The 24706-nt window shown below is 72.1% G+C and carries 25 protein-coding genes; 20 read left to right on the top strand and 5 right to left on the bottom strand.

Annotated elements, in window-relative coordinates; genetic code table 11:
- Positions 1-165 precede the first annotated feature (165 nt).
- The 16 genes from BN1197_RS06680 (at position 166) to BN1197_RS06605 (ending at position 15389) form a co-directional block, all read left to right on the top strand.
- Positions 166-264, top strand: coding sequence for a 30S ribosomal protein bS22 (locus BN1197_RS06680; protein WP_003792170.1), 99 nt, complete (start codon positions 166-168; stop codon positions 262-264).
- Positions 265-438: 174 nt separating this feature from the next.
- Positions 439-1482, top strand: coding sequence for an NAD-dependent epimerase/dehydratase family protein (locus tag BN1197_RS06675; RefSeq protein WP_052466130.1), 1044 nt, complete (start codon positions 439-441; stop codon positions 1480-1482).
- The gene (locus tag BN1197_RS06670) at positions 1479-2435 is read left to right on the top strand and encodes a lysophospholipid acyltransferase family protein (protein WP_040157521.1); all 957 of its coding nucleotides are present in this window, start codon (positions 1479-1481) and stop codon (positions 2433-2435) included. The genes BN1197_RS06675 and BN1197_RS06670 overlap by 4 nt, the downstream gene beginning before the upstream one ends.
- Positions 2436-2619: 184 nt before the next feature.
- A complete protein-coding gene (locus tag BN1197_RS06665; protein ID WP_040157995.1) occupies positions 2620-2895 on the top strand; it encodes a glutaredoxin family protein in 276 nt (91 codons plus the stop codon).
- Positions 2896-3125: 230 nt separating this feature from the next.
- Positions 3126-4451, top strand: coding sequence for a glutamyl-tRNA reductase (locus BN1197_RS06660; protein ID WP_040157518.1), 1326 nt, complete (start codon positions 3126-3128; stop codon positions 4449-4451).
- Complete coding sequence (hemC, locus tag BN1197_RS06655; protein WP_052466129.1) at positions 4448-5455, top strand: hydroxymethylbilane synthase; 1008 nt, start codon at positions 4448-4450, stop codon at positions 5453-5455. Before BN1197_RS06660 ends, hemC begins: the two co-directional genes overlap by 4 nt.
- Positions 5456-5487: 32 nt before the next feature.
- Positions 5488-7113: a bifunctional uroporphyrinogen-III C-methyltransferase/uroporphyrinogen-III synthase gene (locus BN1197_RS06650; RefSeq protein ID WP_052466213.1), complete on the top strand. Its 1626-nt coding sequence runs from the start codon at positions 5488-5490 to the stop codon at positions 7111-7113.
- Positions 7113-8180, top strand: a complete 1068-nt coding sequence (gene hemB, locus BN1197_RS06645) for a porphobilinogen synthase (RefSeq protein WP_082043696.1) — start codon at positions 7113-7115, stop codon at positions 8178-8180. Before BN1197_RS06650 ends, hemB begins: the two co-directional genes overlap by 1 nt.
- A gap of 22 nt (positions 8181-8202) precedes the next feature.
- Positions 8203-8757 carry a MarR family winged helix-turn-helix transcriptional regulator gene (locus BN1197_RS06640; protein WP_082043695.1) on the top strand — a complete coding sequence of 185 codons (555 nt, stop codon included), beginning with the start codon at positions 8203-8205 and terminating at the stop codon, positions 8755-8757.
- Between the two features lie 15 nt (positions 8758-8772).
- Complete coding sequence (gene hemL, locus BN1197_RS06635) at positions 8773-10131, top strand: glutamate-1-semialdehyde 2,1-aminomutase (protein ID WP_040157512.1); 1359 nt, start codon at positions 8773-8775, stop codon at positions 10129-10131.
- Entirely contained in the window at positions 10128-10736 is a 609-nt protein-coding gene (locus BN1197_RS06630; protein ID WP_040157510.1) for a histidine phosphatase family protein, read from the top strand. Before hemL ends, BN1197_RS06630 begins: the two co-directional genes overlap by 4 nt.
- The gene (locus tag BN1197_RS06625; RefSeq protein ID WP_040157507.1) at positions 10733-11353 is read left to right on the top strand and encodes a TlpA family protein disulfide reductase; all 621 of its coding nucleotides are present in this window, start codon (positions 10733-10735) and stop codon (positions 11351-11353) included. The genes BN1197_RS06630 and BN1197_RS06625 overlap by 4 nt, the downstream gene beginning before the upstream one ends.
- A 4-nt stretch (positions 11354-11357) precedes the next feature.
- The gene (locus tag BN1197_RS06620; RefSeq protein ID WP_040157504.1) at positions 11358-12131 is read left to right on the top strand and encodes a cytochrome c biogenesis CcdA family protein; all 774 of its coding nucleotides are present in this window, start codon (positions 11358-11360) and stop codon (positions 12129-12131) included.
- 158 nt (positions 12132-12289) lie between these two features.
- On the top strand, positions 12290-14005 hold the full coding sequence (gene resB, locus BN1197_RS06615; protein WP_217991164.1) for a cytochrome c biogenesis protein ResB: 1716 nt from the start codon (positions 12290-12292) through the stop codon (positions 14003-14005).
- The gene (ccsB, locus tag BN1197_RS06610; protein WP_040157501.1) at positions 14002-15117 is read left to right on the top strand and encodes a c-type cytochrome biogenesis protein CcsB; all 1116 of its coding nucleotides are present in this window, start codon (positions 14002-14004) and stop codon (positions 15115-15117) included. Before resB ends, ccsB begins: the two co-directional genes overlap by 4 nt.
- The gene (locus BN1197_RS06605; protein WP_052466127.1) at positions 15117-15389 is read left to right on the top strand and encodes a DUF4229 domain-containing protein; all 273 of its coding nucleotides are present in this window, start codon (positions 15117-15119) and stop codon (positions 15387-15389) included. The genes ccsB and BN1197_RS06605 overlap by 1 nt, the downstream gene beginning before the upstream one ends.
- 110 nt (positions 15390-15499) lie before the next feature.
- On the opposite strand, the gene BN1197_RS06600 is transcribed toward BN1197_RS06605, so the two are convergent.
- Genes BN1197_RS06600 through menE form a run of 3 tightly spaced genes read right to left on the bottom strand, consistent with a single transcriptional unit; the run spans position 15500 to position 17911 of the window.
- Positions 15500-16384, bottom strand: a complete 885-nt coding sequence (locus BN1197_RS06600; protein ID WP_040157498.1) for a 1,4-dihydroxy-2-naphthoate polyprenyltransferase — start codon at positions 16382-16384, stop codon at positions 15500-15502.
- A 3-nt stretch (positions 16385-16387) separates the two neighbouring features.
- Positions 16388-16678: a PLD nuclease N-terminal domain-containing protein gene (locus BN1197_RS06595; protein ID WP_040157495.1), complete on the bottom strand. Its 291-nt coding sequence runs from the start codon at positions 16676-16678 to the stop codon at positions 16388-16390.
- Positions 16679-16681: 3 nt separating this feature from the next.
- Complete coding sequence (menE, locus tag BN1197_RS06590; RefSeq protein ID WP_052466126.1) at positions 16682-17911, bottom strand: o-succinylbenzoate--CoA ligase; 1230 nt, start codon at positions 17909-17911, stop codon at positions 16682-16684.
- Positions 17912-17940: 29 nt separating this feature from the next.
- Here menE and BN1197_RS06585 point away from each other — a divergent pair, with 29 nt between their 5' ends.
- Both BN1197_RS06585 and BN1197_RS06580 read left to right on the top strand, forming a co-directional pair.
- On the top strand, positions 17941-18681 hold the full coding sequence (locus BN1197_RS06585) for an SDR family NAD(P)-dependent oxidoreductase (protein ID WP_040157492.1): 741 nt from the start codon (positions 17941-17943) through the stop codon (positions 18679-18681).
- Between the two features lie 96 nt (positions 18682-18777).
- On the top strand, positions 18778-19614 hold the full coding sequence (locus BN1197_RS06580; protein ID WP_040157488.1) for an alpha/beta fold hydrolase: 837 nt from the start codon (positions 18778-18780) through the stop codon (positions 19612-19614).
- Between the two features lie 106 nt (positions 19615-19720).
- Here BN1197_RS06580 and BN1197_RS06575 read toward each other — a convergent pair whose 3' ends face one another.
- Complete coding sequence (locus BN1197_RS06575; RefSeq protein WP_176489720.1) at positions 19721-20887, bottom strand: acyltransferase family protein; 1167 nt, start codon at positions 20885-20887, stop codon at positions 19721-19723.
- A 25-nt stretch (positions 20888-20912) separates the two neighbouring features.
- Positions 20913-21905 (bottom strand): 1,4-dihydroxy-2-naphthoyl-CoA synthase, encoded by a 993-nt coding sequence (locus tag BN1197_RS06570; protein WP_040157484.1) that lies wholly within the window; start codon positions 21903-21905, stop codon positions 20913-20915.
- A gap of 131 nt (positions 21906-22036) precedes the next feature.
- Here BN1197_RS06570 and BN1197_RS06565 point away from each other — a divergent pair, with 131 nt between their 5' ends.
- Together BN1197_RS06565 and BN1197_RS06560 are read left to right on the top strand one after the other, a co-directional pair.
- Positions 22037-22537: an NUDIX hydrolase gene (locus BN1197_RS06565; RefSeq protein ID WP_040157480.1), complete on the top strand. Its 501-nt coding sequence runs from the start codon at positions 22037-22039 to the stop codon at positions 22535-22537.
- Between the two features lie 124 nt (positions 22538-22661).
- The gene (locus BN1197_RS06560; RefSeq protein WP_040157478.1) at positions 22662-24692 is read left to right on the top strand and encodes a phosphate acyltransferase; all 2031 of its coding nucleotides are present in this window, start codon (positions 22662-22664) and stop codon (positions 24690-24692) included.
- Positions 24693-24706: the final 14 nt, after the last annotated feature.

Genomic DNA, 24706 nt, shown 5'->3' with positions numbered 1-24706 from the left:
GCATCCTCGCGCCCCGGGCGCGACGGGCCCGACGCGCGTCGAGCACGACCGCCGGAGTCGGCCGAGCGTGCTCGACCGTTTCCTCCGGGCCGCTCGCCTCGCGCATCCGGCCCGTTCCACCCCAGTCACCGGGGACGACCTCGGTGCGAGCGATGAGGTTTGCCCATGGGTTCTGTCATCAAGAAGCGCCGCAAGCGCATGGCGAAGAAGAAGCACCGCAAGCTGCTTCGCAAGACCCGCCACCAGCGTCGTAACAAGAAGTAGGTCGGCAACGCCCGACCGCCTCGGGCCGTGGTCGTCACGCGACGACCACGGCCCGAGGCGTATCCGGATCCCGGCCGGGCGCAACGAGGCCCGTCCATCCCCCCGAGTCGTGCCCGCGACGCGCCGCCGCGGCCCTCGTTAGGATCGACGCACCACGGCGCGGGAGGAGACGCGATGCCGACGACGGTCCTGGTCACCGGCGTGTCCACGTACCTGGGTGCGGGAGTGGCCCGCGCGCTCGCCGCGAGCGAGGGCGTCGAACGGGTCGTCGGCGTCGACGTCATGGCCCCGGAGTTCCCCCTCGGGGAGGCGGAGTTCCTGCGTTCGGACGCGCGCAACCCCCTGCTCGGTCGCGTCGTCCGCCAGGCGGGCATCGACACCCTGGTCCACGTCCCCGAACCCTCCGCCGCGACGGGCCGCTCGGCGCGGGTGGCGGCGCGTGAGGCCATGGTCATCGGCACGATGCAGTTGCTCGGGGTGTGCCAGGCCGTGCCGCAACTGCGGCACGTCGTGCTCGCCTCGACCGGTTCGGTGTACGGCTCGTCGGCGTCCTCTCCCGCGGTGGTCACCGAGCAGACCCCGACGACGACGCTCGCCCGCGGCGGCCACGTGCGCGACGCGATCGAGGTCGAGTCGTACGTGCGGGCCGTGGCGCGCCGCCGCTCCGAGGTCGGGATCAGCATCCTGCGCCTCACCCACCTCTTCGGGCGGCATTCGCACAGCGCGATGACGAACTACCTTCGTGCGCCCGTGGTGCCGGTGCCGCTCGGGTTCGACGCCCGGATCCAGGCACTGCACGAGGACGACGCGGTCGACGTGCTCGTCGCCGCCGCGTCGGGAGAGCCCGTCGACACGCTGAACGTCGCGGGGGACGGGGTGGTCACCCTGCGTCAGCTCCTGCGGCTCGCGCACCGGCCGTCGGTGCCCGTGCTCACCACGACCGGCCGGGCACTCGGGCGCCTCGCGCGCTGGGCCGGCATCGCGGGGGTGGAACCCGATCACATCGACTACGTGATGTTCGGCCGGTGTCTCGACACGAGCCGCATGTGCGACGTGCTCGGCTTCGTCCCCCGCATGACGACCCGCGAGACCGTGCAGTGGTACGCCCGCGAGACGTGGGGCGTCGTCCCCTCGCGTCCCGCGAGCGATCTCGCCCGTCCGGAGACCCCGCGGCTCACCGTCGTGCCCGACCTGCCCCGTCGTGAGGAGGGTCGATGAACGAACTCGTGCGTCGACTGCTGACCGTGCTGCCGCCGGGGACGGGCCCGCAGGAGGCGGTGGGCATCCTCGTGGGTGTGCTCCGGTGGCTCACCGGCCATGCCGGCCTGGACGCCGAACAGAGTGAGGAGGCCGTCGCGCAGACCCTCGCGTTCCTGCGGCGGCGACTCGAGGGCGACTACGTCGTCGACGAGTTCGGGTTCGACCGCGAGTTCACCGAGCACGTCTACCTGCCCGTCCTGCGGCCGCTGTACCGCCGGTGGTTCCGGGTCGAGGTGCGGGGGGTGGAGAACATCCCGAGCTCCGGTGGGGCGCTCGTCGTGTCGAACCACTCGGGCACGATTCCCGTCGACACCCTGATGACGGCGGTGGCCGTCCATGACGCGCACCCGGCGCACCGGTTCCTGCGTCCGCTCGGCGCCGACCTCGTCTTCGCCTCTCCCGTCGTCGGCGAGATCGCGCGCAGCGCGGGGACGACCCTCGCGAGTCAGCTCGACGCTGCCCGGTTGCTCGAGTCGGGCGAGGTCGTCGGGGTGTGGCCGGAGGGGTTCAAGGGGCTGGGCAAGCCGTTCTCCGAGCGCTACCGCCTGCAGCGCTTCGGCCGCGGCGGATTCGTCGCGACGGCCCTGCGCGCGGGTGTGCCGATCGTTCCGTGCTCGGTGGTGGGTGCCGAGGAGGCGTACCCGATGCTCGCCGACCTCGCCCCGCTGGCGAGGCTGTTCGGCCTGCCGTACCTGCCGGTCACGCCCACCTTTCCCCACCTGGGGCTCCTCGGCGTCATCCCGTTGCCCACGCGGTGGATCATCGACTTCGGTGAGCCGCTGGACACCCGCCACCTCGGGCCCGACGCGGCCGACGACCCGTTGACGGTGTTCGAGTTGGCCGACGACGTGCGCGAGACCATCCAACGCACCCTGCACACGTTGCTCGCGCAGCGCGGATCGCCCTTCTGAACCGGCCCGGAACCGAGCCCGAGACCCGAGTCCGAAACCCGAGCCCGAAACGCGACCCGAATCGAGGCCGATCGACGGGTGGCCCGGCAACGGTGCACGTCAACGGCCTGCGAACCCCGACCAGGACGGTCGTTCCATCTCAACGATGACGGAGAATCAGGACGACCGTCATACAGTGGTCGCCATGGACAGCACGCAGACCCCTACCGTGACGCTCATCACGAAGCCCGGCTGCCACCTGTGCACGCTGGCCCGTGACGTCGTCGTCCGGGTCACCGGAGAGCTCGGGGTGACGTTCGACGAACGGTCGCTGCCCGACATCGTCGATCCCGATCCGATGTGGTGGGAACAGATTCCGGTGACACTCATCGACGGTGAGATCCACGACTACTGGCGGGTGAGCGAGCGCCGCCTGCGCAGCGAGCTGTCGGAGCGGTTGGGGGCGGCGCGCAGCGCGTGAGCGCACCTGGCCCGTGTGGGCCGTCTCGCGTGACGAGTACGACCCGCTCGGCATTTGTCCCGGACGGAGGGTGGAACTAAGGTGAACGACGTCCTGAGTCAGACACCCTCGTCATCCACGTTCGATCAGGAGTCGGAGACACCGTTGACCGTTCATGCCGCATCGGCCACGGACGGGCGACGCCGCCATCGTAGTGCGCCCGTCCTCTGCGAGGTTCGGGGGGTGGGTCGATGAGCCTCATCGTCATGGGCATCTCCCATCGCAGCGCGCCGATGTCGCTGCTCGAACGCCTGTCACTGGACACCTCGCACAAGCAGGCTCTCACCGACCTCCTGCTCGCCGGCGAGCACGTCGACGAGATCGCGTTGATCTCGACCTGCAACCGCATCGAGGTGTACGCCGAGGCCTCGACGTTCCACGGGGCGGTCGCGCACATCGGTGACGCCGTCGCCGCCGTCACCGGCGTCGATCGCGAGGAGCTCAACACCGCCTTCTACGTGCACTACGAGGACCGGGCCATCGCCCACGTGTTCTCGGTCACGTGCGGCCTCGACGCCATGGCCGTGGGCGAGGCACAGATCCTCGGCCAGGTGCGCGAGACCCTCGCGCGGGGTCAGGCCACGGGCTCGGTGGGCCACCAGCTCAATCTCCTGCTCCAACACGCTCTGCGCGTCGGCAAGCGAGCCCATTCCGACACCGAGCTCGATCGGTACGGCTCCTCGCTCGTCGAGACCGGCCTCGACCGCGCACAGGCGCACGTCGGCGACCTCACCGGCGCCTCCGTCCTCGTCGTCGGAGCCGGGGCCATGAGTTCGCTCGTCGCCACCACCGCCGCCCGCCGGGGCATCACCGCGCTCACCGTGGTCAACCGCACGCCCGAACGCACGAGCCGGCTCGCCGCCGCCACCGGAGCCACCGCGTGTGCCTGGGAGGATCTGCCCGCCGTGCTCGCCGAGGCCGATGTCGTCCTGTCCTGCACGGGCGCGACCGACCACGTCGTCGAGGCCGAGGTCGTCGCCCGCGCCGTCGAGGCCCGCGACGGCCGCCCGATGGCGTTCGTCGATCTCGCCCTGCCGCGCGACATCGACCCCGCCGTCGCCCACCTGCCCGGTTGCCTCGTCCTCGCCCTCGAGGATCTCGGCCGCGACCTCTCGGAGGTCTCGCTCGGTGGTGAGGCACTGCAGCAGGTGCAGGATCTCGTCGTCGCCGAGGTCGCCGCGTTCCTTCTCGCCCGCCGTCAGGAGTCCGTCGGCCCGGCCGTCGCCGCGCTGCGCCAGCACGCCGCCGCGGTCGTGCGCACCGAGCTCGAGCGGCTCGACTCCCGGATGCCGGGGCTCGACGACCAGGCGCGCAGCGAGGTCAAGCTCGCCGTGCACCGCGTCGTCGAGAAGCTCCTGCACACGCCCACCGTGCGGGTCAAGGAGTTCGCGGCCGCCGGCCGAGGGGCTGGTGGCGATTACGCCCAGGCGCTGCGGGAGCTGTTCGACCTCGATCACGCCCACGTCGCCACGGTCACCCGTCCGCCGCGGCGTGGGGGAGCGGGTGACCTGCGGTGAGTCGACCCGTCCTGCGTCTCGGCACCCGCCGCAGCCGGCTGGCCACGACCCAGTCCGGTTGGGTCGCCGACCTCCTGCGGGCGCGTGGGATCGACGTGGAGATCGTCGAGGTCGTCACCGAGGGTGACGTCAACTACGCGCCGCTCACGCAGATCGGCGGCACCGGTGTGTTCGCCTCCGCGCTGCGTCAGGCCCTGCGCGCCGCCGAGGTGGACCTCGCGGTGCACTCGCTCAAGGATCTGCCGGTGCTGCCCGAGCCGGGGCTCGTCATCGCGGGCATCCCGCCGCGAGAGGACCCCCGCGACGTGCTGATCGCGCGCGACGGCCTCCGCCTCGACGACCTGCCGCAGGGCGCCTCGGTGGGCACGGGCTCGCCCCGGCGCGCCGCCCAGCTCATGGCTCACCGCCCCGATCTGCGCATCGTGGCGATCCGCGGCAACGTCGAGGGCCGCATCCGTCGTACGACCTCCGGCGAGCTCGACGCCGTCGTGCTCGCCGGCGCGGGGCTGCGCCGCCTCGGGCGTGAGGACGAGATCACCGACGTCATCGACACCGCGGTCATGCTGCCGGCCCCCGGGCAGGGCGCCCTGGCCGTGGAATGCCGCGAGACCGACCCGCGCGTGGTCGAGATCGTCACCGGCCTCGACGATGCGACCACTCGCACCGCCGTCACGGCCGAGCGGGCGCTGCTGCGGGCTCTCGAGGCCGGCTGCACCGCCCCGGTGGGCGCGTACGCCCGCGTCGAGAACGGCCACCTGAGGCTGGAGGCCTTCGCCGGAAGCGATGACGCCTCGATCGCGTTACGCCAAGAGAACACCGGCGACCCGGCCGATCCGCAGGCCCTCGGAGTCGCCCTCGCGCAGGAGCTCCTCGCCGCAGGAGCCGACCGCATCCCGGCGAGCATGCTCGCCCGAACCAGGCAAGCACCGCGGACGACGGCGCAGCCGAACGACCGCCCGGACAGCCCGCGTCACGCGGGCGCCAGCAAGGAGCAGACACCGTGACCACCCCCAGCCGCACGCCCGACGGCATCGCCATGCCCTCGGCCCGTGTCGCTTTCGTCGGCGCCGGGCCCGGCGATCACTCGCTGTTGACGGTGCGCGCCGCCGAACTTCTCGCCGCTGCCGACGCCGTCGTCGTCGACGACCCCGCCGCCGAGGACCTCGCACGCCAGTACGGCCGCCCCGGGGTGCGCATCATCGAGACCACCGACGGTGACCGGGCCAGCACCCTCACCCAGGCGTCGTGGGCCAAGATCGTCGCCCGCGCCGCGACGCAGGTCGCCAAGGAGGCCGAGGGCGACGACACGACACCGGGCGGCAGCGGGCTGCTCGTACGCCTCATGACCGGCGACCCGACGGCGTTCCACGGACTCGCGGCCGAGCTCGCCGCCTGCCACAAGGCCGGCCACCTCACCGAGATCGTCCCTGGCGTGAGCACGTCGGCCGGCATCGCCGCGTACGCGGGCATCCCGCTGACCTCCCGTGAGTCCGGCTCGGTCCACATCGTCGACGCCGGGGCGGCCACGGCCGACTGGGCCGGTGGGACCGCGCCCACGACCACCGTCGTCGTACTCGGTGACGCCGACCAGCTCGCCGACGGTCTCGAGCGCCTCGAGGCGGCCGGGCGCGACCCGCAGACGCCCGTCGCGATCACCGAGAACGGCACGACCACCGAACAGCGCACGACGACGACCACGCTCGCCGAGGCGCCCGCCCTGTTGCGCGCGGGCGGCCTCACGCCCGACGTCGCCCTCGTCGGCGCCACCGTGGCCCTGCGCGACGAGCTGTCCTGGTACGAGACCAAGCCGCTCTTCGGCTGGCGCGTGCTCGTGCCCCGCACCAAGGATCAGGCGGGTCCCACCATCGACCGCCTCGCCGAGTACGGCGCTCGGGGCGAGACGGTGCCGACGATCAGCGTCGAGGCGCCGCGTACTCCTCAGCAGATGCAGCGGGCCATCAAGGGCCTGGTCACCGGCCGGTACGAGTGGGTGGGGTTCACCTCCGTCAACGCCGTGCGCGCGGTGCGCGAGAAGCTCGAGGAGATCGGGCTCGACGTGCGGGCGTTCGCCGGTCTCAAACTCGCCGCGGTCGGCGGCGTGACGGCCGACGCGCTGCGCGAGATGGGCCTCGAGCCCGACCTCGTGCCCACCGGCGAGCAGTCGGCCAGGGGCCTGCTCGAGGTGTGGCCGCCGTACGACGAGGTGCTCGACCCCATCAACGGCGTCTTCCTCCCGCGGGCCGACATCGCCACCGACACCCTGGTCGCGGGCCTGCAGGAGATGGGCTGGGAGGTCGACGACGTCACGGCCTACCGCACGGTGCGGGCCGCACCGCCCGCGGTCGAGGTGCGCGACGCGATCAAGCAGGGCGCCTACGACGCGGTGGTCTTCACCTCCTCCTCCACGGTGCGCAATCTCGTCGGCATCGCCGGCAAGCCGCACCCGACGACCGTCGTCGCCTGCATCGGCCCGGCCACGGCCAAGACGGCCGAGGACCACGGGCTCACCGTCTCGGTGCTCGCGCAGGAGGCGTCCTCGGCGAGCCTCGTCGACGGCCTCGCCGACTACGGCCGACAACTGCGGGCCGCCGCGATCGAGGCCGGTGAGACGGTGCAACGCCCGAGCGACAAGCGCCCGGCCGGACGACGAAAGGCACGCTGATGAGCACGAGACCGACGACGACGGGCGGGGCGGCCACCACGTCCCGCGAGGACGGCGTCGTCGGTCTCGAGGGTGCCGGCCGGGTACGCCCGCGCCGTCTGCGCAGCTCACAGGCCATGCGCGCGCTCGTCGCCGAGACCCGGCTGCACCCGGCCGAGCTCATCTGGCCGCTGTTCGTCAAGGAGGGCGCCGACTCGCCGGTGCCGATCGTCTCGATGCCCGGAGTCGTGCAGCACTCCCTGGACTCCCTCGTCGAGGCCGCGCGGCAGGCCGCCTCGGCGGGTGTCGGCGGGGTCATGCTCTTCGGCGTACCGCAGACCCGCGACGCGATCGGCAGCGGCGCCGACGACCCCGACGGCATCCTCAACGTCGCCCTGGCCCGCGTGCGCGAGGCGGTCGGCGACGACACGCTCGTCATGGCCGACCTCTGCCTGGACGAGTTCACCGATCACGGCCACTGCGGCGTACTCACCACCGGTGCGCGCGGAGAGACCGTCGTCGACAACGACGCCACCCTCGAGCGGTACGCGTCGATGGCGCGGGCCCAGGCCGACGCCGGCGCCCACGTGCTCGGGCTGTCGGGAATGATGGACGGGCAGGTCGGGGTCGTCCGCGACGCGCTCGACGCCCACGGCCGGGCCGACGTCGTCATCCTCGCCTACGCCGCCAAGTACGCCTCCGGTTTCTACGGCCCGTTCCGCGAGGCCGTCGAATCGACGCTCGAGGGCGACCGGTCCACCTACCAGCAGGATCCGGGCAACCTCTCGGAGTCGCTGCGCGAGGTGCGTCTCGACATCGCCGAGGGTGCCGACATCGTCATGGTCAAGCCGGCGTTGCCCTACCTGGACGTGCTGCGCGCGGTCTCGGAGGTGGCCCACGAGGCGGGGGTGCCGACCTCCGCCTACCAGGTCTCCGGCGAGTACGCCCAGATCGAGGCCGCGGCCGAACGCGGATGGATCGACCGCGACCGCGTCGTCCTCGAGTCGCTCACCTCGATCCGACGCGCCGGCGCAGGCTCGGTGCTCACCTACTACGCACTCGAGGTGGCGCGCCGCCTGCAGGCGTGACGCGACCGGAACGGCGAGAGACATGACGGCAGAGGGTCCCGACGATCGTGGCTCCGGCACCGCAGTGCCGCACGACTCCGTCGCCTGGTTCTCCGAGGACGAGCAACGCGCCTGGCGGGCCTACCTCGCCGCGTCGCGCCTACTCGACGACGCGATGGACGACGACGTGCAGAAGCACGGCCTGCAGCTCAGCGAGTACGAGATCCTCGCCCTGCTCTCGGAGTCCGAGGAGCGGCACCTGCGCATGTCGGCCCTCGCCGACTCGGTGGTGCAGTCCCGCAGCCGCCTCACGCACACGGCGAGCCGGCTGGAGAAGCGTGGACTCGTGCAGCGCCGACCCGCCTTCGACGACCGGCGCGGGGTGGAACTGTGGCTCACCGACGCGGGGCTGGAACTCGTGGAGCAGGTGGCGCCCTCGCACGTCGAGAGCGTGCGCCGGCACCTCATCGAGCACCTGGGGGCGGAGCGGTTCCTTCGGCTCGGAGAGTCGATGGCGATGATCCGGGACGGGATCCAGGCCGAACACACCTCGGCCCCGGGTGGTCCGGACCCCGATGCCCCCGCCCCGGCGCACTGAGCGAGGATGGGCGGCATGAGTGATGAGACGACCTCCGTAGCCGAGTCGGCCCGCCTCCTCGACCGCGCCCTCGCGGTCACCCCCGGTGGCGTCAACAGCCCGGTGCGCGCGTTCCGCGCCGTCGGGGGCACGCCGCGGTTCATCCGCGAGGCGAAGGGGCCGTGGCTCACCGACGTCGACGGCCTACGCTACGTCGACCTCATCGCCTCCTGGGGGCCGATGATCCTCGGCCACGCCCACCCCAAGGTCATGGCCGCCGTGCAGGATGCCGCCTCCCGCGGGTTCAGCTTCGGCACGCCCAGCGAGAACGAGGTGGCGCTCGCCGAGGAGATCGTCGCGCGCGTCGAGCCGGTCGAGCAGGTGCGGCTCGTGAGCAGCGGCACCGAGGCCACGATGAGCGCCGTGCGTCTCGCGCGTGGGTTCACCGGCCGCAGCAAGGTCGTCAAGTTCGCCGGTTGCTACCACGGCCACGTCGACGCCCTCCTCGCCCACGCGGGCAGCGGGGTCGCGACGTTCGCGCTGCCCGACTCGGCAGGGGTGCCGACCTCGGCGGCGGGGGAGACGATCGTCCTGCCGTACAACGACGTCGACGCGCTCGAGAAGGCGTTCGCCGAGCACGGCGACGAGATCGCCTGCCTCATCACCGAGGCCAGCCCCGGCAACATGGGCGTCGTTCCGCCCGCTCCCGGGTTCACCGAGGCACTGCGTCGCGTGACCGCCGCCCACGGAGCGCTGCTCATCTCCGACGAGGTCATGACGGGCTTCCGTTGCAGCCGCTCCGGCTGGTACGGGCTCGAAGGCCCCTACGAGGGCGGCGCGCCCGACCTGTTCACGTTCGGCAAGGTCATGGGCGGCGGGTTCCCGGCCGCGGCATTCGGCGGCCGCGCCGACGTCATGGGCAACCTCGCCCCGCTCGGCCCGGTGTATCAGGCCGGCACGCTCTCGGGTAACCCGATCGCGACGGCGGCCGGGCTCACGACCCTGCGCGGCTGCACCCCCGAGGTGTACGAACGTCTCGACGTGGTCGCGCACACGATCGCCGACGCGGCGTCCGCCGCGCTCTCCGCCGAGGGCGTGCCGCACGTCGTGCAGTGGGCCGGCAGCATGTTCAGCGTCTTCTTCGTCTCCGAGGGCAGCCGGCCCGCGCAGACCGGTGCGGTGCGCGACTACGACGACGCCCGGGCGCAGGACATCCCCGCGTTCTCCGCGTTCTTCCACGCCATGCTCGACGCGGGCGTGCACCTGCCGCCGAGCGCGTACGAGGCCTGGTTCGTCGGCGCCTCGCACGACGACGACGCCGTCTCGCACGTGCTCGAGGCGTTGCCGGGCGCTGCCAGGGCGGCCTCAGAGAACCGTGCCAGGATGACCGGATGACCCGCACGCTCGTCCACCTCGTCCGCCACGGCGAGGTCGAGAACCCCGGACGCGTCCTCTACGGCCGGCTCCCCGGCTACCACCTGTCGGCGCGGGGCCGACGCATGGCCGAGCGACTCGCCGAGTACTTCCACGGGGCCGACCTCGCCGCGGTCACCGCCTCCCCGATGGAGCGCGCCCAGGAGACCGCCGCGCCCACCGCGCGCGATCACGGGCTGGAGGTGCGCACCGACTCCCGGCTCATCGAGGCCGGCAACCACTTCGAGGGCTCCACCATCGGCTCGAACCCCCGGCAACTGCTGCACCCCAAGTACTGGGGGATGCTCCTCAACCCGTTCCTGCCGTCGTGGGGCGAGTCGTACGAGTCGGTCGCGCGCCGCATGACGGCCGCCGTCGAGGCCGCCCGCGACTTCGCCGCGGGGCACGAGATCGTCCTGGTCTCACACGAACTGCCGGTGTGGACACTGCGCAGCTCGGTCGAGGGCCGGCGCCTGTGGCACGACCCGCGCCGTCGAGAGTGCACGCTCGCCTCGGTCACGACGCTCGCCTACCACGGCAAGGACCTCACCTCGCTCACCTACGTGGAGCCCTGCGCCGACCTATGACCCGCCGTACCTCACCGTTCCGCCCCCGCCGCCTCGTGGCCGCCGCGCTGTGCGTGGGCGCCCTCGGCCTGTCCGCGTGCTCGACGAGCACGGCGGGTGACAACACCGTGGCCGGCCAGGCCCGCGACGGAGCAGACCGCGCCTACGTCAGCGGCGACGGCCGCATCGAGCAGCTCACCGCCGACCAGCGGGGGGAGCCGGTCGAGCTCACCGGCACGACACTCGACGGCGCACAGTGGTCGAGCGCCGACCATCGCGGCCGCATCGTCGTGCTCAACGTGTGGGGGTCGTGGTGCCCACCCTGCGTCGCCGAGATGCCCGAGCTGCAGAAGGCGTATTCGACCCTGCGAGCCGAGAAGAAGCCGGTGGAGTTCATGGGCGTCGACGTCGGTGAGACCCCGGAGAACGCGCTCGCGTTCCTCCGGCGGGTCGGCACGACCTACCCCTCGCTCAAGGACGACGGCGGCGCCGCGCTCATCGCCCTCCAGGACAAGGCGTCGACGCCGCCCGCGACGCTCGTCCTCGACAAGCAGGGCCGCATCGCGGCGCGCATCACCGGCGAGACCACCGCGCCGACGGTGACCGGGCTCGTCGACGACGTCCTCGCCGAGGGCTGACGCGATGGGCGTCACCGAGATCGTCACCCGGATCGTCTCCGACGGAAACCTGCTGCTCGCGATCCTCGTCGCGCTCGCGGCCGGCTTCGTCTCGTTCGCCTCGCCGTGCGTGCTGCCGCTCGTGCCCGGGTTCCTCGGGTTCGTCACCGGCGCCACCGAACAACCGCTCGCCGACCGCCCGCGCGGCCGAGTGCTGCTCGGCACCGCGCTGTTCGTCCTCGGGTTCTCCGTGGTGTTCATGGTCGGGATCCTGCTCGTCGCCTACGCCGGGTCGTTCCTCACGCGGTACGGGGACCTGCTCATGCGCCTCGGCGGAGTCCTCGTCATCGTGCTCGCGCTCGTCTTCCTCGGAGTGGGCGGCCGGATGGGCTCCCAGCGCGCGCTGACCCCGTCGTGGCGACCGGCGGCGGGTCTCGCCGGGGCCCCGCTGCTCGGTGTCGTCTTCGCCCTCGGCTGGACCCCGTGCATGGGCCCGACGCTGGCGATGATCTACACCCTCGCCACCAACCTCCGCGGCGACGACGGCCTCATCGCGCGCGGCGCGGCTCTCGGCCTCGCCTACTGCCTGGGCCTGGGGATGCCGTTCCTGCTCATCGCCGCCGGCTGGTCCAGGGCCGTGACCACCTCCGCCTGGCTGCGACGACACCACCGCGGCGTGCAGCTCGCGGGGGGCGCGCTGCTCCTGCTCGTCGGGATCCTGCTCGTCACCGGCGGATGGACCGTCCTCGTCACGTGGGTGCAGGCCGCCCTCGTCAGCCGATTCGAGACCCCGCTGTGAGCCGGTCCGATCGTCCGACCGGCCCGGGGTCGTCCGGCGGATCGACATCCGCTCAGGGGGCGGCGACGCCGGAACCCACGAGTCTCGACTCCCTGCCCGGCGGCCGGGAGCAGGGTTCGACGCGGGGCGACGACCGCCTGCGGGGCCCGCGTCTCGGCGTGCGGGGGTGGCTGCGGTTCCTGTGGCGCCAGCTCACGAGCATGCGCACCGCGCTGGTGCTGCTGCTCATCGTCGCGCTGGCGGCGATCCCGGGATCGGTGTTCCCGCAGCGCACGATCGACGTCTCCGCCGTCGACGAGTTCATCTCCGAGCGGCCGGTCGTCGGGGGAGTGCTCGACGCCCTGCAGATGTTCGACGTCTACACCTCGGCGTGGTTCTCGGCGATCTACCTGCTGCTCGTCATCTCACTCGTCGGCTGCATCCTGCCGCGCACGAGCCAGTACCGGCGCACGCTCACCGCGCCGCCGCCCGCCGTGCCCCGCCGCCCCGAGCGGCTCGGCACGAGCGTGACGCTCGCGACCCAGGCGACTCCCGAGGAGGTCGAGAGCGAACTTCGCAGCCTGCTGCGTCGTCGGCGCTACCGGTTGCGGGCATCCGGAGGCGACGCCCGGCCGGGAGTGCGGGAGGTCGCCGGCGAGACCGGCTACCTGCGCGAGGCCGGCAACCTCCTCTTCCACTACGGGGTCGTCGCGGTCATCCTCAGCCTCGCCGCGGGGTACCTCGTCGGATGGAAGGGCGACCGAATCGTGCCCATCGGCGAGAGCTTCGCCAACGCGCGCTCGGCCTACCACACGTTCTCCGGCGGCCCGCTCGTCGACGACACCCGTATGCAGCCGTTCGTCGTCACCCTCGACTCGATGGTCGCCCGGTTCGAGGACCGGGTCGGCACCGGTCAGCTCGGCGCGCCACGGGAGTTCCGCGTGGACACGACCGTGCGCGACGAACCCGGCGGCGCCCCGCGCCAGGAGACCCTCGCCGTCAACTCGCCGCTGCACTTTCGCGGCGCCGAGGTCTACCTCCTCGGCAACGGCTACGCGCCCGTGCTCACGGTGCGCGACGCGAAGGGGCAGATCCTCTACCGGCAGGCCACGCCGTTCCTGCCCGACGACGGCAACTACCGCTCGACGGGCGCGGTCAAGATCCCCGCCGCCACGCCCGCCCACCTCGGCTTCTCGGGGGTGTTCCTCCCGACCGCGGTCGTCGAGGGCGGCGACGGCTCGGGTGGGGGCGGCGACACCGTCGAGTACCGCTCCGGCTTTCCCGGGCTCAACGACCCGCTGCTCGTGCTGTCGGCGTACGAGGGCGAGCTGTTCCCGAGCTCGGAGCCCCAGTCGGTGTACCGCCTCGACACGCGGGGGATGAAACCGATACCCGGGGCCTCGGGGGCTCCGCTGCGACTGGAGATGAGACCCGGCGACGTCGTCACGCTCCCCGGTGGTCGCGGCAGCGTCGAGTTCTCCTCGATCGACCGGTGGGCCGGCATCTCGACGCGCTACGACCCCGTCAAGGGCATCGCCCTGTGGTCGTCGGTGGCCATGCTCGCCGGCCTGCTCGCCTCTCTCGTCATCCCGCGACGGCGGGTGTTCGCCCGTGCTCGACGGTCCGGCGCCGACGGTGACGGCGAACCGACGCCGAGACAGCCGTCGATTCCGGGGTGGGTTTCGCGCAACCAGGAACCGCGCAGCGTCGAGCGGGGCCCACAGCCCGCCGAGCCCTCGTCGGGAGGCCCGACCGAGGTCGTCCTCGCCGGTCTCGCGCGTCGGGAGGACGCCGGGCTCGCCGGAATGCTGCGGGAGCTCGCCGACGACCTCGCCGAACGGCTGCCCGGCACGACTATCATCGACCAGACCGACTCGCGAACGGATCGTTCATGACCTCGCTGCAGATGGCCCAACTCTCCACCTACGCGCTCTACGGGGCGATGGCCGCGCTCACCGTTGCGATGGTGGCGTTCGCGCTCCACCTCGCGCGGCTCGCGCCGGGGCGGGCGAGCCGGGCCGCGGGAGAGGTGACGACGTCCCACGACGCGACCGGTTCACGGGTGCTCGTCGCCGCGGCGGCCGGGAACGACTCGAGCTCCCGGGGCGGCACGGGCGTCGCGGACCGGGACGGCCCGAGTGGCACGAGCGCCGCAATGACCGGTCGGGTCTCGGACCAGGGCGCTGATGAGACACGTCCCGGCGGTGCGGAGGCGACGACTCCCGCGCACGACGGACCCTCCCGCGCGGTGGGCGGCGCGTCGGGCAGCGTCGGGCTGACGATGAGCTGGCTGGCCGGGCTGCTGCTCATCGCCTCGATCACCCTGCGCGGGCTGGCGGTCTCACGCCCGCCGGTGGCCAACCTGTTCGAGTTCGCGGTCGCCGGAGCCACGGCTACGCTGCTCACGTACCTCGTCCTCGCGCAGCGCCGTCCGTTGCGGTGGCTGGGCCTCTTCGTCGTCGTGCCGGTGCTCTCGGTGCTCGGCCTCGCGCTCGTCGCGTGGTACGTGCCGGCGGCGGAGCTCGCACCGGCGCTGCAGAGCTACTGGATCGCCATCCACGTGCCGATCGCGATCATCTCGATCGGCATCTTCACGGTCGCGTTCTTCGTGCTGCTCGTCCAGCTCGCCAAGGAGCGGCGGGAGCAGCGCCGCGCCGACGGCGGCCGCGCCTCCGGGTTGCTCGACGTGTTTCCGAGCGCGGCACGGCTGGACCGGATCGCCTACTCGCTCAACGTCCTCGCGTTCCCGCTGTGGACGTTCACGATCATCGCCGGCGCCGTCTGGGGCCAGCGTGCCTGGGGCACGTACTGGAGCTGGGATCCCAAGGAGGTGTGGAGCTTCGTCATCTGGGTGCTCTACGCCGCCTACCTCCACGCCCGCGCGACGAGCGGGTGGAAGCGCCGCACGTCCAACTGGATCGCGATCGCGGGCTACGTCGGGATCCTGCTCAACACCACCGTCGTCAACTTCTTCCTCTCCGGTCTGCACTCCTACTCGGGGCTCTGATGTCGAACACCGTCCGCTACTCGCTCCTGCGCATCCTCATCTTCCTCGCGACGCTCGGCGTCCTCTGGCTCGTCGGCCTCAAGGACCCCCTGCTGTTGCTGCTCGTCGCGGCCACCGTCTCGATGCTCATCTCGGTGTTCGCCCTCAGTGGCATGCGTGACCGCATGAGCGCCGAGATCGTCGAACGGCGTCGGCAGCACGACTCCGACAAGGCCGCTCGGGCCCGCGGCACCCTCACCGACGAGGACGTCGAGGACGACGCCTTCCGCTGACGCCCCCCGAGCGCCGAGACGGCCGGCGTTTCCGGCCGTGCACACAGGCGCGACGAAGACCGGATGTCGAAGGCCGGAATCGCCGGCTGCCTCGGTGCGCTCTCCTCGCGTCACCACGCCGTGACGAGGACGATCCCCATGCCGAGGACGAGCGCGTAGACGAGGGTGAGCCGGCCGGTGGCTCCGAGGACGGCGACCAGCGCACGGCCGGAGATGCCGCGCAGCAGGTCGCGGACGGGTCGGATCGCGAGCGGGATCGCGGCGAGCCCGAGCAGAGCGCCCGGGTGCTGGACCGCCGCGACGAGGCACATCGCGAACGCGAGCGCGACGAGCGCGATGTAGGCGGCCCGGGCGCGACGGTCGCCGAGACGCACGGCGAGGGTCTTCTTGCCGGCCGGGCCGTCGGTGGGGATGTCACGCAGGTTGTTCGCCATGAGGATCGCGCACGAGAGCGCGCCCACGCCCACGGCCGAGGCCCACGAGGCGAGGGTCGTCACGTGCGCCTGGGTGTACGTCGTGCCGAGCGTGGCGACGAGACCGAAGAAGACGAAGACGAAGATCTCGCCCAGGCCGAGGTAGCCGTACGGCTTGCGTCCGCCCGTGTAGTACCAGGCGGCGACGACGGCGGCGGCGCCGACGAGCAGCAGCCACCACGCCCCCGACCACGCCACGAGCGCAAGACCGGCAAGAGCGGCGACCCCGAACGCGGCGAAGGCGGCGAACTTGACCTGGCGGGCGGGGGCGAGCCGCTGCCCGACGAGCCGGACCGGGCCGGAGCTGCGGTCGTCGTCGGTGCCGCGGATGCCGTCGGAGTAGTCGTTGGCGTAGTTGACGCCCACCTGCAGCGCCAGGGCGACGACGAGCGCGAGCAGCGCACGACCGAGGTGTCCGGCCTCGACGGCGTACGCGCAGGCGGTGCCGAGGAACACGGGCGCGAGCGCCGCGGGCAGGGTGCGAGGACGGGCCCCGTCGACCCACTGCGAGAACGTGGCCACGGGTCAGAGCCGGCCGAGAAAGTCGGGGTCGTCGTCGGGGCCGATGGGCCCGCGACGAGGAGGCCGGTCCTGCGGTCCGCGCTGCGGCCGCGACTGCGGGCCTGCGAACGGCAACCCGTCCGCTCGTCCCGCGATCCACCACACGGCGCCTCCGGCCAGGGGGAAGAGCAGGATGACGAACACCCACACGAGCTTGGGCAGCCCCTTGACCTTCGAGTCCTCGGTCTGGACGCAGTCGATCAGCGTGTAGACCGTGAACGCGAGCAACGCGACGGCGGCGACGACCCGGAGCACCCCTCATCCCTCCTCGTGGACGGTGACGGACTCATCATCCCACTCCGATTCGCTCTCCATCTCCATGAGCATCGAGGTGAGCCGGGTGCGGTCGGGTTTACCGGGCCCCAGCCGGGGGATTTCGCGCACGAGGCGGGCGAGCCGGGGGCGGGCGTGTGCGGGCAGCAGGCGCTTGGCGTCGTCGAGGAGGTCGGTGAGCAGGTTCGGAGTCGGGGCGGTCTCGCCGTACTCGACGACGACCGCGACGCGTTGTCCCCATTCCGGATCGGGGACGCCGACGACCGCGAGGTCGCATCCGCCCGGCAGATGCGCGGCGAGGGCGCGCTCGACCTCTGCGGGCCACACCTTGAGGCCGCCGCTGACGACGACGTCGTCGATGCGGCCGGCGACGACGAGCCGGCCGGCCTCGTCGATGTGGCCCATGTCGCCGGTGCGAAACCAGCGCAGACCTCCGTGTTCGACGAACGGGCTCTCGGGGCGTCGCACAAGGTAGCCCGATGACAGCACGGCCCCGGCGAGATGGACCCGACCGCGCTCGAGGCGCAGGTGGACCCCGTCGAGGGGCACGCCGTCGTAGACACAGCCGCCCGCGGTCTCGCTCATGCCGTAGGTGACGACGACGGCAAGACCGTGTGCGTGCGCCGATTCGAGCAGGGCGGGGCGCACCTGCGAGCCGCCGACGAGGATCGCGTCGAGCGAGCGGGCGGCACGCCGGGCGGCGTCGTCGTCGAGGATGCGCACGAGTTGGGTGGGGACGAGCGAGGCGTAACGCCGGGTTGCGGTCATCGTCTCGACACCGGCGACGAACACCTCGGGGGTGAACGATCCGGGCGGGACGACTGCCGGAGTCTGATCGACCCGAAGGGACCGCAGAAGCACCTGAAGCCCGGCGATGTGGTGCGCCGGGAGAGCGAGCAGCCACTGCCCCGGCCCGCCGAGCCGGGCGTGGGTCGCGTCCGCGGAGGCCACGAGCGCGTCCCCCGGAAGCACCGCGCGTTTGGCCGCGCCCGTCGACCCGGAGGTCCCGACCGCGATTCCACCGCCCGCGGGCACCGCCTCGCGGTCGAGTGTCGCCGTCTCACCTGCGCCGTCTTCGCCGGCGAGTCCGGTGTCCTCACCCGACGCGTGGGGGAGGAGCAGGGGGCCACGGCCGGCCACGGCGTCGGCGAGGCGGTCGAGGACGCCGGGCTGCGCGGTGGGGTCGGCGGTCAGGGGGAGGGGTCGGAGGTCCACGCCCGCAACGTAACCCCGATACTCGGATCATGACGAAAACGGCAGTGGTGACGGGTGCGAGCAGCGGCATCGGCAAGGCGACGGCGAGGGCCCTCGCGGGGGACGGATACCGCGTGGTGCTGGCCGCGCGTCGCGGCGAGAAGCTCGCCGGGATCGCGCAGGAGTTCGGCGGGGTGGCGGTCACGTGCGACGTGACGAAGCCCGAGGACGTCGAACGGCTCGCCGCGGAGGCAGGTGACGACGTGGCGGTGCTCGTCAACAACGCCGGCGGCGCGTTCGGGCTCGAGCCGGTCGCCGACGCGGCGATCGACAAGTGGCGTGAGATGTACGAGGTCAACGTCCTCGGCACCGTGGCCGTGACCAAGGCGCTGCTGCCCGCGATCCGCGCGAACGGGGGCGGCACGGTCGTCACCGTCACCTCCATCGCGGGAGACGCGGCCTACGAGAACGGCGCCGGGTACTGCGGCGTCAAGGCCGCCGAGCGGTTCGCCTCCGACGCGTTGCGGCTCGAGCTCAACGGCGAGCCCATCCGCATCTGTGACGTCGCCCCGGGCATGGTCGAGTCCGAGGGGTTCTCCCTCGTGCGGTTCGACGGCGACGAGGCGAAGGCCGCCGCGGTGTACGAGGGCGTCGAGAACCCGCTCACCGAGGAGGACGTGGCCGAGTGCATCCGGTGGGTGGTCTCCCTTCCGGCGCACGTCAACGTCGACAAGCTCACGGTGAAGCCGGTGGCGCAGGCCGCGTCGTACAAGGTGCACCGCACGTCCTGAGGGTTTGGCCTCCGGGCCTCGTGGGAACGGGACACACGCACGGCACGGCGCCCGCTCGGGGTGCTCTGCTCATCGAGACCCTCGGAGGCGACCACGATGACCGAAGTGACCACCAAGGACGGCCTGTTCTCCAAGGTCGGGCTCCACGTCGACGACACCGGCGGATCCGGTCGGCCGGTCGTGCTCATCCACGGCTGGCCGCTGTCGGGTGCGTCCTGGGCTCCGCAGGTGCCGGCGCTCACTGAGGCGGGGCACCGCGTCGTGACCTACGACCGCCGCGGGTTCGGGCGCAGCGACAAGCCCAAGAAGGGCTACGACTACGACACGCTCGCCGACGACCTCTCCACCGTCCTCGAGGATCTCGACCTGCGTGACGTCACCCTCGTGGGCTTCTCGATGGGCGGCGGTGAGGTGGTGCGCTACCTCTCCCGGCACGGCACCGAGCGTGTGCGTTCGGCCGTGCTGCTCGGGGCCGTGCCGCCGTACCTCATGAAGGGTCCCGACAACCCCGACGGCCCGCTCACGCCGGAGCTCGCCGCCGAGTTCAGTGCCAAGCTCACCAAGGACGAGGACGACTTCTACGACGAGTTCACGACGATGTTCTTCTCCGCCGGCGACCGGTTCATGGTGACGGAACAGGAGCGTCAGCAGGCGTTCGCCTTGGCCAAACTGTCGGACAAGGCGGCGGCGCTGGCCACCATGCAGTCGTGGGGCACGACCGACTTCCGCGGCGACCTGCCCTCGGTCACCGTGCCGACGCTCGTCGTCCACGGCGACAGCGATGCCGCGGTGCCGTTCGAGGGCTCGGGTCTGCGCACGCACGAGGCGCTCCCGGGCAGCCGCCTGGAGGTTATCGAGCAGGGACCGCACGGGCTGGGCGTGAGCCACGCGAGCACCGTGAACACGCTGCTCGTCGACTTCTGCCGCGACTGACGCGCCGTGGAGCCCGGGCCCTCGACGAGAGGCCCGGGCTCTGTCGTGCCGGGGGTGGCGTCCGCATCGAGGGGTCGTGTGAGTGGCCGGCCCGAGCGGGCGCCGGTCAGCGCCGATAGAGGCGGCGGCGGTAGCGGCTGGGCAGCCGGAAGAGGTGGCCGAGTCGCACCATGCCGAGCAGCTTCTCGATCCACACGCAGACGACGATGACGAACGCCGTCAGGCCCACGGGGTAGAGCAGATCGAACCACAACGACCGGGCCGTGAGTTGTTCGACGACCGCGAGTGGCCCGAGTTCCACGGCGAAGTGCACGGCGACGATGACCGGCACGTGCATGACGTAGATGCCGAGGGTGCGCCGTCCGATCCACGTGGCGACCGCGCTCCACGGCTTCCACCGGCACAGCTGCGCGGAGGCGGTGATGCCGAAGACGCTCGCCGCGAGCTGCAGCAGCAGGGAGACCACCGAGTCGCCGAACGCGAGGGGGCGAGGTGTCATGAGCGTCACCAGGCCGAGGGTCTGGAAGAACGCGACGGTGAGCACGCCGCTGACGAGCAGGTACCACCACGAGCGCGCTTCGCGCACGATGACCCGCTTGGCGTGGACACCGACCGCGAAGTAGAAGACGTAGAGAAAGATGCGCGTCCACAACGGTGACTCCACGGTCCACGTCATTCCCGACCAGACGGTGATCGCGGCCGTCGCGGCCAGGATGACGCCGGACGGCACTCTGCGTAGCGCGGTGAAGACGAGGGTGTACCCCGCGAGCCCGAACACGAACCACAGCGGGGTGCGCGGCTGGACGATCTGGATGAAGAAGTCCTCGACCCGCGCCGGCTGGAACGGCACGACCACGGGGCCGGAGACCACGAAGAGGAACCCGTACACCGCGAGCCACACGAGGTACAGGTAGTAGTTGGTGACGATCGACAGGATCGCGTTGCCGCCGAGGAACCCCCGCTTGATCTTGCCGGCCGCGAGCATGCCCGAGACGACGAACAGCAACGGCATCCGGATGACCGACACGACCTGGTTGATGCGGTCCCAGCGAGGGACGACCCAGGATTCTGCCTGCGGCAGCGCGTAGTAGTGCCCGATGCTCACGTGCAGCAGCACGACGGCGACGATCGCGAGTCCGCGCGCGGCGTCGATCCAGTCGAGGCGGGAGGCGCTGGTGGACCCCGGCCGGGGGCTCGGGCGGCCGAACGACTCGAGGCGGGCCAGCCGTGAATCGCGCGAACGGCGGGTCTTCAGCGCCTTCCTGGGCTCCATCGCCGACGGCATCGGACTTCGGGCCTCAGAAGTACCAGGGGAACGGAGACCAGTCGGGGTCGCGCTTCTCGAGGAACTGATCGCGACCTTCGACGGCCTCGTCGGTCATGTACGCCAGACGGGTCGCCTCCCCGGCGAACACCTGCTGGCCCATGAGCCCGTCGTCGACGAGGTTGAACGCGAACTTGAGCATGCGCTGGGCCTGCGGCGACTTGCCGAGGATCTCGCGGGAGACGGTGATGGCCTCGGTCTCGAGCGCCGCGTGGTCGGCGACGATGTTGACGGCTCCCATGTGGTGCATGTGCTCGGCCGAGTACGAGCGGCCGAGGAAGAAGATCTCGCGGGCGAACTTCTGCCCCACCATGCGGGCGAGGTAGGCGCTGCCGTACCCGGCGTCGAAACTGCCCACGTCGGCGTCGGTCTGCTTGAACCGGGCGTGCTCGCGGCTGGCGATGGTGAGGTCGCACACGACGTGCAGGGAGTGACCGCCCCCGGCCGCCCAGCCGGGGACGACGGCGATGACGACCTTGGGCATCGTGCGGATGAGGCGCTGCACCTCGAGGATGTGCAGCCGCCCGCCCTCGGCCTTGGCCCGGGCCTCGTCGACGCTGCTGCCCGTCTCGTCACCGGTGGCCGTGGCCTCCTCCGAAGCGTACTGATAGCCCGAGCGCCCACGAATACGTTGATCCCCACCCGAGCAGAAGGCCCACTGGCCCGCGGCCCCCGTGCCCTCGGGGCCCGGCCCGTTGCCGGTGAGGAGCACGACACCGACATCGGGCGTCATGCGTGCGTGGTCGAGCGCCCGGTAGAGCTCGTCGACGGTGTGCGGGCGGAACGCGTTGAGCACCTCCGGTCGGTCGAAGGCGATACGCACCGCGCCCAGTGTGCGCCCCGGCACGGGGCCCTCGAGCACGCTGCGGTGGTAGGTGACGTCGGTGAAATCGAACCCCGGCACCTGCTGCCACGCCTGCGGATCGAACGGGTTGATCGAGGGTTCGTCGGCAGGGGTGGTGTCCATGGGCCTCAGCGTACAAGCGGGCACCGACACCCGGTCCGACCGCGGCACCGGCGGGTGTCGGGTGCACGTGGTGTCGCGAGCGCGCGGTGTCGACGCCGGGCCCGAGGGTGAGCCGGTCCTAAGGTGGAGTCATGCCGATCCCCGAGTACGTCGCCTGGCTGCGATCGCACGTCGGCACCGCGCCGCTGTGGCTCATCGGAACCTCGGCGGTGGTGTTCAGGGACGATCCGCAGCGTCCCGACGGCCCGCCGCTCGTGCTGCTCGTCCGGCGGAGCGACGACGGCACCTACACGCCGATCACGGGCCTGGTGGATCCGCGCGAGCTGCCGTCGGAGGCCGCGGTGCGCGAGGCCGCCGAGGAGGCGTGCGTGCGGATCGAGGTCGAGCGACTCGTCGCCGTGCGCGTCGTCGGTCCGGTCACCTACCCCAACGGCGACGTCTCCGACTACCTCGACCACGCGTTCCGCTGCCGCTGGGTCGAAGGCGAGCCCCGCGTCGGCGACGACGAGTCCACCGAGGCGGGGTGGTGGCCGGTCGACGCGTTGCCGCCGATGCCTGCCCGTCAGGCCGAGACCGTGCGCCTCGCACTCGACCCGCCCGCGCACGTGGAGTTCCGTTCCGCGCAGCGGTGAGTCGGCTACGACCGGGCTCTTCGCGGTCGATAGGGCATCGACCAGGTGTTCGCGAGCCGGCCGCGCCGGGGTGCTCGCGGATGTCCGTCGACGTGCCGGTGCGTTCCGGCGCGGGAGGAGCCACATGTCGCTGCGCATCGTCGTCGTCCCGATCAACCACAACGCGGGGGTGACCACGGCCTGTCTCGGCCTGACCCACGCGCTCGATCTGCGTCGGGTGTCGGTCGGGTACGTCAAGCCGTTCGGCCGGTCGATGACGAGTGGCGAGGATCCGGCCGCCGAGCTGTTCCGGCTCGCGACGCCGTTGCGGCCGGTGCCGCCGATCCCGTTCTCCCACGTCGAGGAGATGCTCGCCGACGGGCGCGAGGAGGAGCTCATGGAGGAGGTCCTCGCCATGGCCTCCGACACCCTCGGCGCCCACCGCGTGGTCGTCGTCGAGGGGGTGGCGCCCGACCTGCGCCAGGTGCATGCGCGGCACCTCAACGTCGAGGTGACGCGCACGCTCGACGCCGACGTCGTCCTCGTCGTCTCCACGGCCGGCCTCACCCCCGATCGTCTCGTGCAGCAGGTGTCGGCCGTGGCGCACGACTACCGCGTCTCCGGGGGCACCCGGGTGCTCGGGGTCATGCTCAACCGCGTGCCCGCCGGCGAGGACGACGGACGCTTCGAGCAGGCACTCGAGGAGGCCGGGCACCGCGTCGTCGCCGTCCTGCGGGAGCGCCCGGAGTTCACCCACCCGCGGGTCACCGACCTCGTGCATCATCTGGGGTTCGAGGTCCTCAATCCCGGCGACGGACGCCGGCGCGTCACGGGATCGGTCGTCGCGGCCCAGAGCATTCCCGGTTTCCTGCCGCACCTCGAGGACGGGCGGCTCGTCATCGTCCCGGGCGACCGCCACGAGGTGCTGCTCTCGGCGGCACTGGCCGAACAGAACGGCACTCGTCTGGCGGCGCTATTGATCACCGCGGGGGTGCGTCCCGACCCCGACGTGCTGCGGCTCTGCCGTCCCGCCCTGCAGAACGGCCTGCCCCTGCTCTTCACCGACGAGCTGACGTTCGAGGCGACGGGACTCGTCGTGGGCCTCGACCCCGACATCCCGGCCGACGACGAGGACCGCGCGCGACTCGTCATGCAGGGCGCCGCGGCGGCGTTCGACGAGGCGTGGCTCGACGAGGTGCCCCGGATCAAACGGGTTCAGCGGGTCACCCCGGCCGGTTTCCGGCTACGGCTCGTCAGCGAGGCGACGCGGCTGGACACGTGCATGGCGGTCACCGACGCCGAGGATCCCCGGGTGCTCAGCGCGGTGTGCGCGCTGTACGAACGCGGGGTCCAGCAGTGTCTGCTCGTCGGCGACCCGGGGCACATCGAATCCGTCGCCGCCACCTTCGACCTCACGCTGCCGCTGGGGATCCGCATCGTCGACCCCGCCGCCCAGGAGCCGGCCGACCGGCGCCGGCTCGAACAGATCCTCACGCGATCCGGGGCCGCCGACGTCGATCCGGCCGATCCGCTCGTCGTGGCGTTGGACCTCGTCGACCGCGGGGTGGCCGACGGGCTGGTCACCGGCTTCGGGCGCAGCGAACAGGAGGTCATCGGGCTCGCGGAGAAGATCGTCGGACTCCGTGAGGACGTTCCCGTCATCACCTCGGCGCACGTGCTCGCGTTGCCCGACGAGACCGTGTTGTACACCGACTGCCTGCTCCACGAGGAGCGTCCCACCGACACGCTCGTGACGATGGCGCTCAACGCCGTCGAGGCCGCCGAGAACGTCGGGATCACCCCCCGCGTCGCGCTCGTCACCGGCCGCCGCACCGAGGCCGGCAGCGACGAGCACGAGCGCATCGCCGCGGCGGGCGACCGCATCCGCGACCGGCGCCCCGATCTCGCCGTCGAGGGCCCCGTCCTCCTCGAGGCGGCCGCCAGGCGATCGGCCGGCGGGGACGCCGGCGGCAACGCGACGATCTTCGTGTTCACCGACCACGCGACCGCCCAGGTGACGATCCGCGCCGTGGGCCGCAGCTCCGGGGCGTCGGTCTACGGCCCGGTGCTGCTCGGCCTCCGGCACCCCGTCAACCTCCTTCCTCCGACGGCGACGGCGTACGACGTGTCCGACGTCATCGTCGGCACCGCCACCCAGGTGGGGCATCTGCGCTGACGCCGGCGTGACGG

Origin of the sequence: Mobilicoccus massiliensis, assembly GCF_000826525.2 — a bacterium.
Classification (GTDB): Bacteria; Actinomycetota; Actinomycetes; order Actinomycetales; family Dermatophilaceae; genus Mobilicoccus; species Mobilicoccus massiliensis.
The sequence above is the reverse complement of the archived record's forward strand: the minus strand, read 5'-3'. Positions and strand labels throughout refer to the sequence as shown.

Excerpts from the sequence above, each read along its gene's own strand:
- BN1197_RS06630 (WP_040157510.1), top strand. The coding sequence starts at position 10,128 with ATGACCCGCACGCTCGTCCACCTCGTCCGCCACGGCGAGGTCGAGAAC.
- BN1197_RS06670 (WP_040157521.1), top strand. The coding sequence starts at position 1,479 with ATGAACGAACTCGTGCGTCGACTGCTGACCGTGCTGCCGCCGGGGACG.
- BN1197_RS06650 (WP_052466213.1), top strand. The coding sequence starts at position 5,488 with ATGCCCTCGGCCCGTGTCGCTTTCGTCGGCGCCGGGCCCGGCGATCAC.
- BN1197_RS06570 (WP_040157484.1), bottom strand. The coding sequence starts at position 21,905 with ATGGACACCACCCCTGCCGACGAACCCTCGATCAACCCGTTCGATCCG.
- BN1197_RS06605 (WP_052466127.1), top strand. The coding sequence starts at position 15,117 with ATGTCGAACACCGTCCGCTACTCGCTCCTGCGCATCCTCATCTTCCTC.
- BN1197_RS06620 (WP_040157504.1), top strand. The coding sequence starts at position 11,358 with ATGGGCGTCACCGAGATCGTCACCCGGATCGTCTCCGACGGAAACCTG.
- BN1197_RS06680 (WP_003792170.1), top strand. The coding sequence starts at position 166 with ATGGGTTCTGTCATCAAGAAGCGCCGCAAGCGCATGGCGAAGAAGAAG.
- BN1197_RS06565 (WP_040157480.1), top strand. The coding sequence starts at position 22,037 with ATGCCGATCCCCGAGTACGTCGCCTGGCTGCGATCGCACGTCGGCACC.
- hemL (WP_040157512.1), top strand. The coding sequence starts at position 8,773 with ATGAGTGATGAGACGACCTCCGTAGCCGAGTCGGCCCGCCTCCTCGAC.
- BN1197_RS06580 (WP_040157488.1), top strand. The coding sequence starts at position 18,778 with ATGACCGAAGTGACCACCAAGGACGGCCTGTTCTCCAAGGTCGGGCTC.
- BN1197_RS06660 (WP_040157518.1), top strand. The coding sequence starts at position 3,126 with ATGAGCCTCATCGTCATGGGCATCTCCCATCGCAGCGCGCCGATGTCG.
- BN1197_RS06665 (WP_040157995.1), top strand. The coding sequence starts at position 2,620 with ATGGACAGCACGCAGACCCCTACCGTGACGCTCATCACGAAGCCCGGC.
- BN1197_RS06575 (WP_176489720.1), bottom strand. The coding sequence starts at position 20,887 with ATGGAGCCCAGGAAGGCGCTGAAGACCCGCCGTTCGCGCGATTCACGG.
- ccsB (WP_040157501.1), top strand. The coding sequence starts at position 14,002 with ATGACCTCGCTGCAGATGGCCCAACTCTCCACCTACGCGCTCTACGGG.
- BN1197_RS06585 (WP_040157492.1), top strand. The coding sequence starts at position 17,941 with ATGACGAAAACGGCAGTGGTGACGGGTGCGAGCAGCGGCATCGGCAAG.
- BN1197_RS06640 (WP_082043695.1), top strand. The coding sequence starts at position 8,203 with ATGACGGCAGAGGGTCCCGACGATCGTGGCTCCGGCACCGCAGTGCCG.
- BN1197_RS06675 (WP_052466130.1), top strand. The coding sequence starts at position 439 with ATGCCGACGACGGTCCTGGTCACCGGCGTGTCCACGTACCTGGGTGCG.
- hemB (WP_082043696.1), top strand. The coding sequence starts at position 7,113 with ATGAGCACGAGACCGACGACGACGGGCGGGGCGGCCACCACGTCCCGC.
- BN1197_RS06625 (WP_040157507.1), top strand. The coding sequence starts at position 10,733 with ATGACCCGCCGTACCTCACCGTTCCGCCCCCGCCGCCTCGTGGCCGCC.
- BN1197_RS06560 (WP_040157478.1), top strand. The coding sequence starts at position 22,662 with ATGTCGCTGCGCATCGTCGTCGTCCCGATCAACCACAACGCGGGGGTG.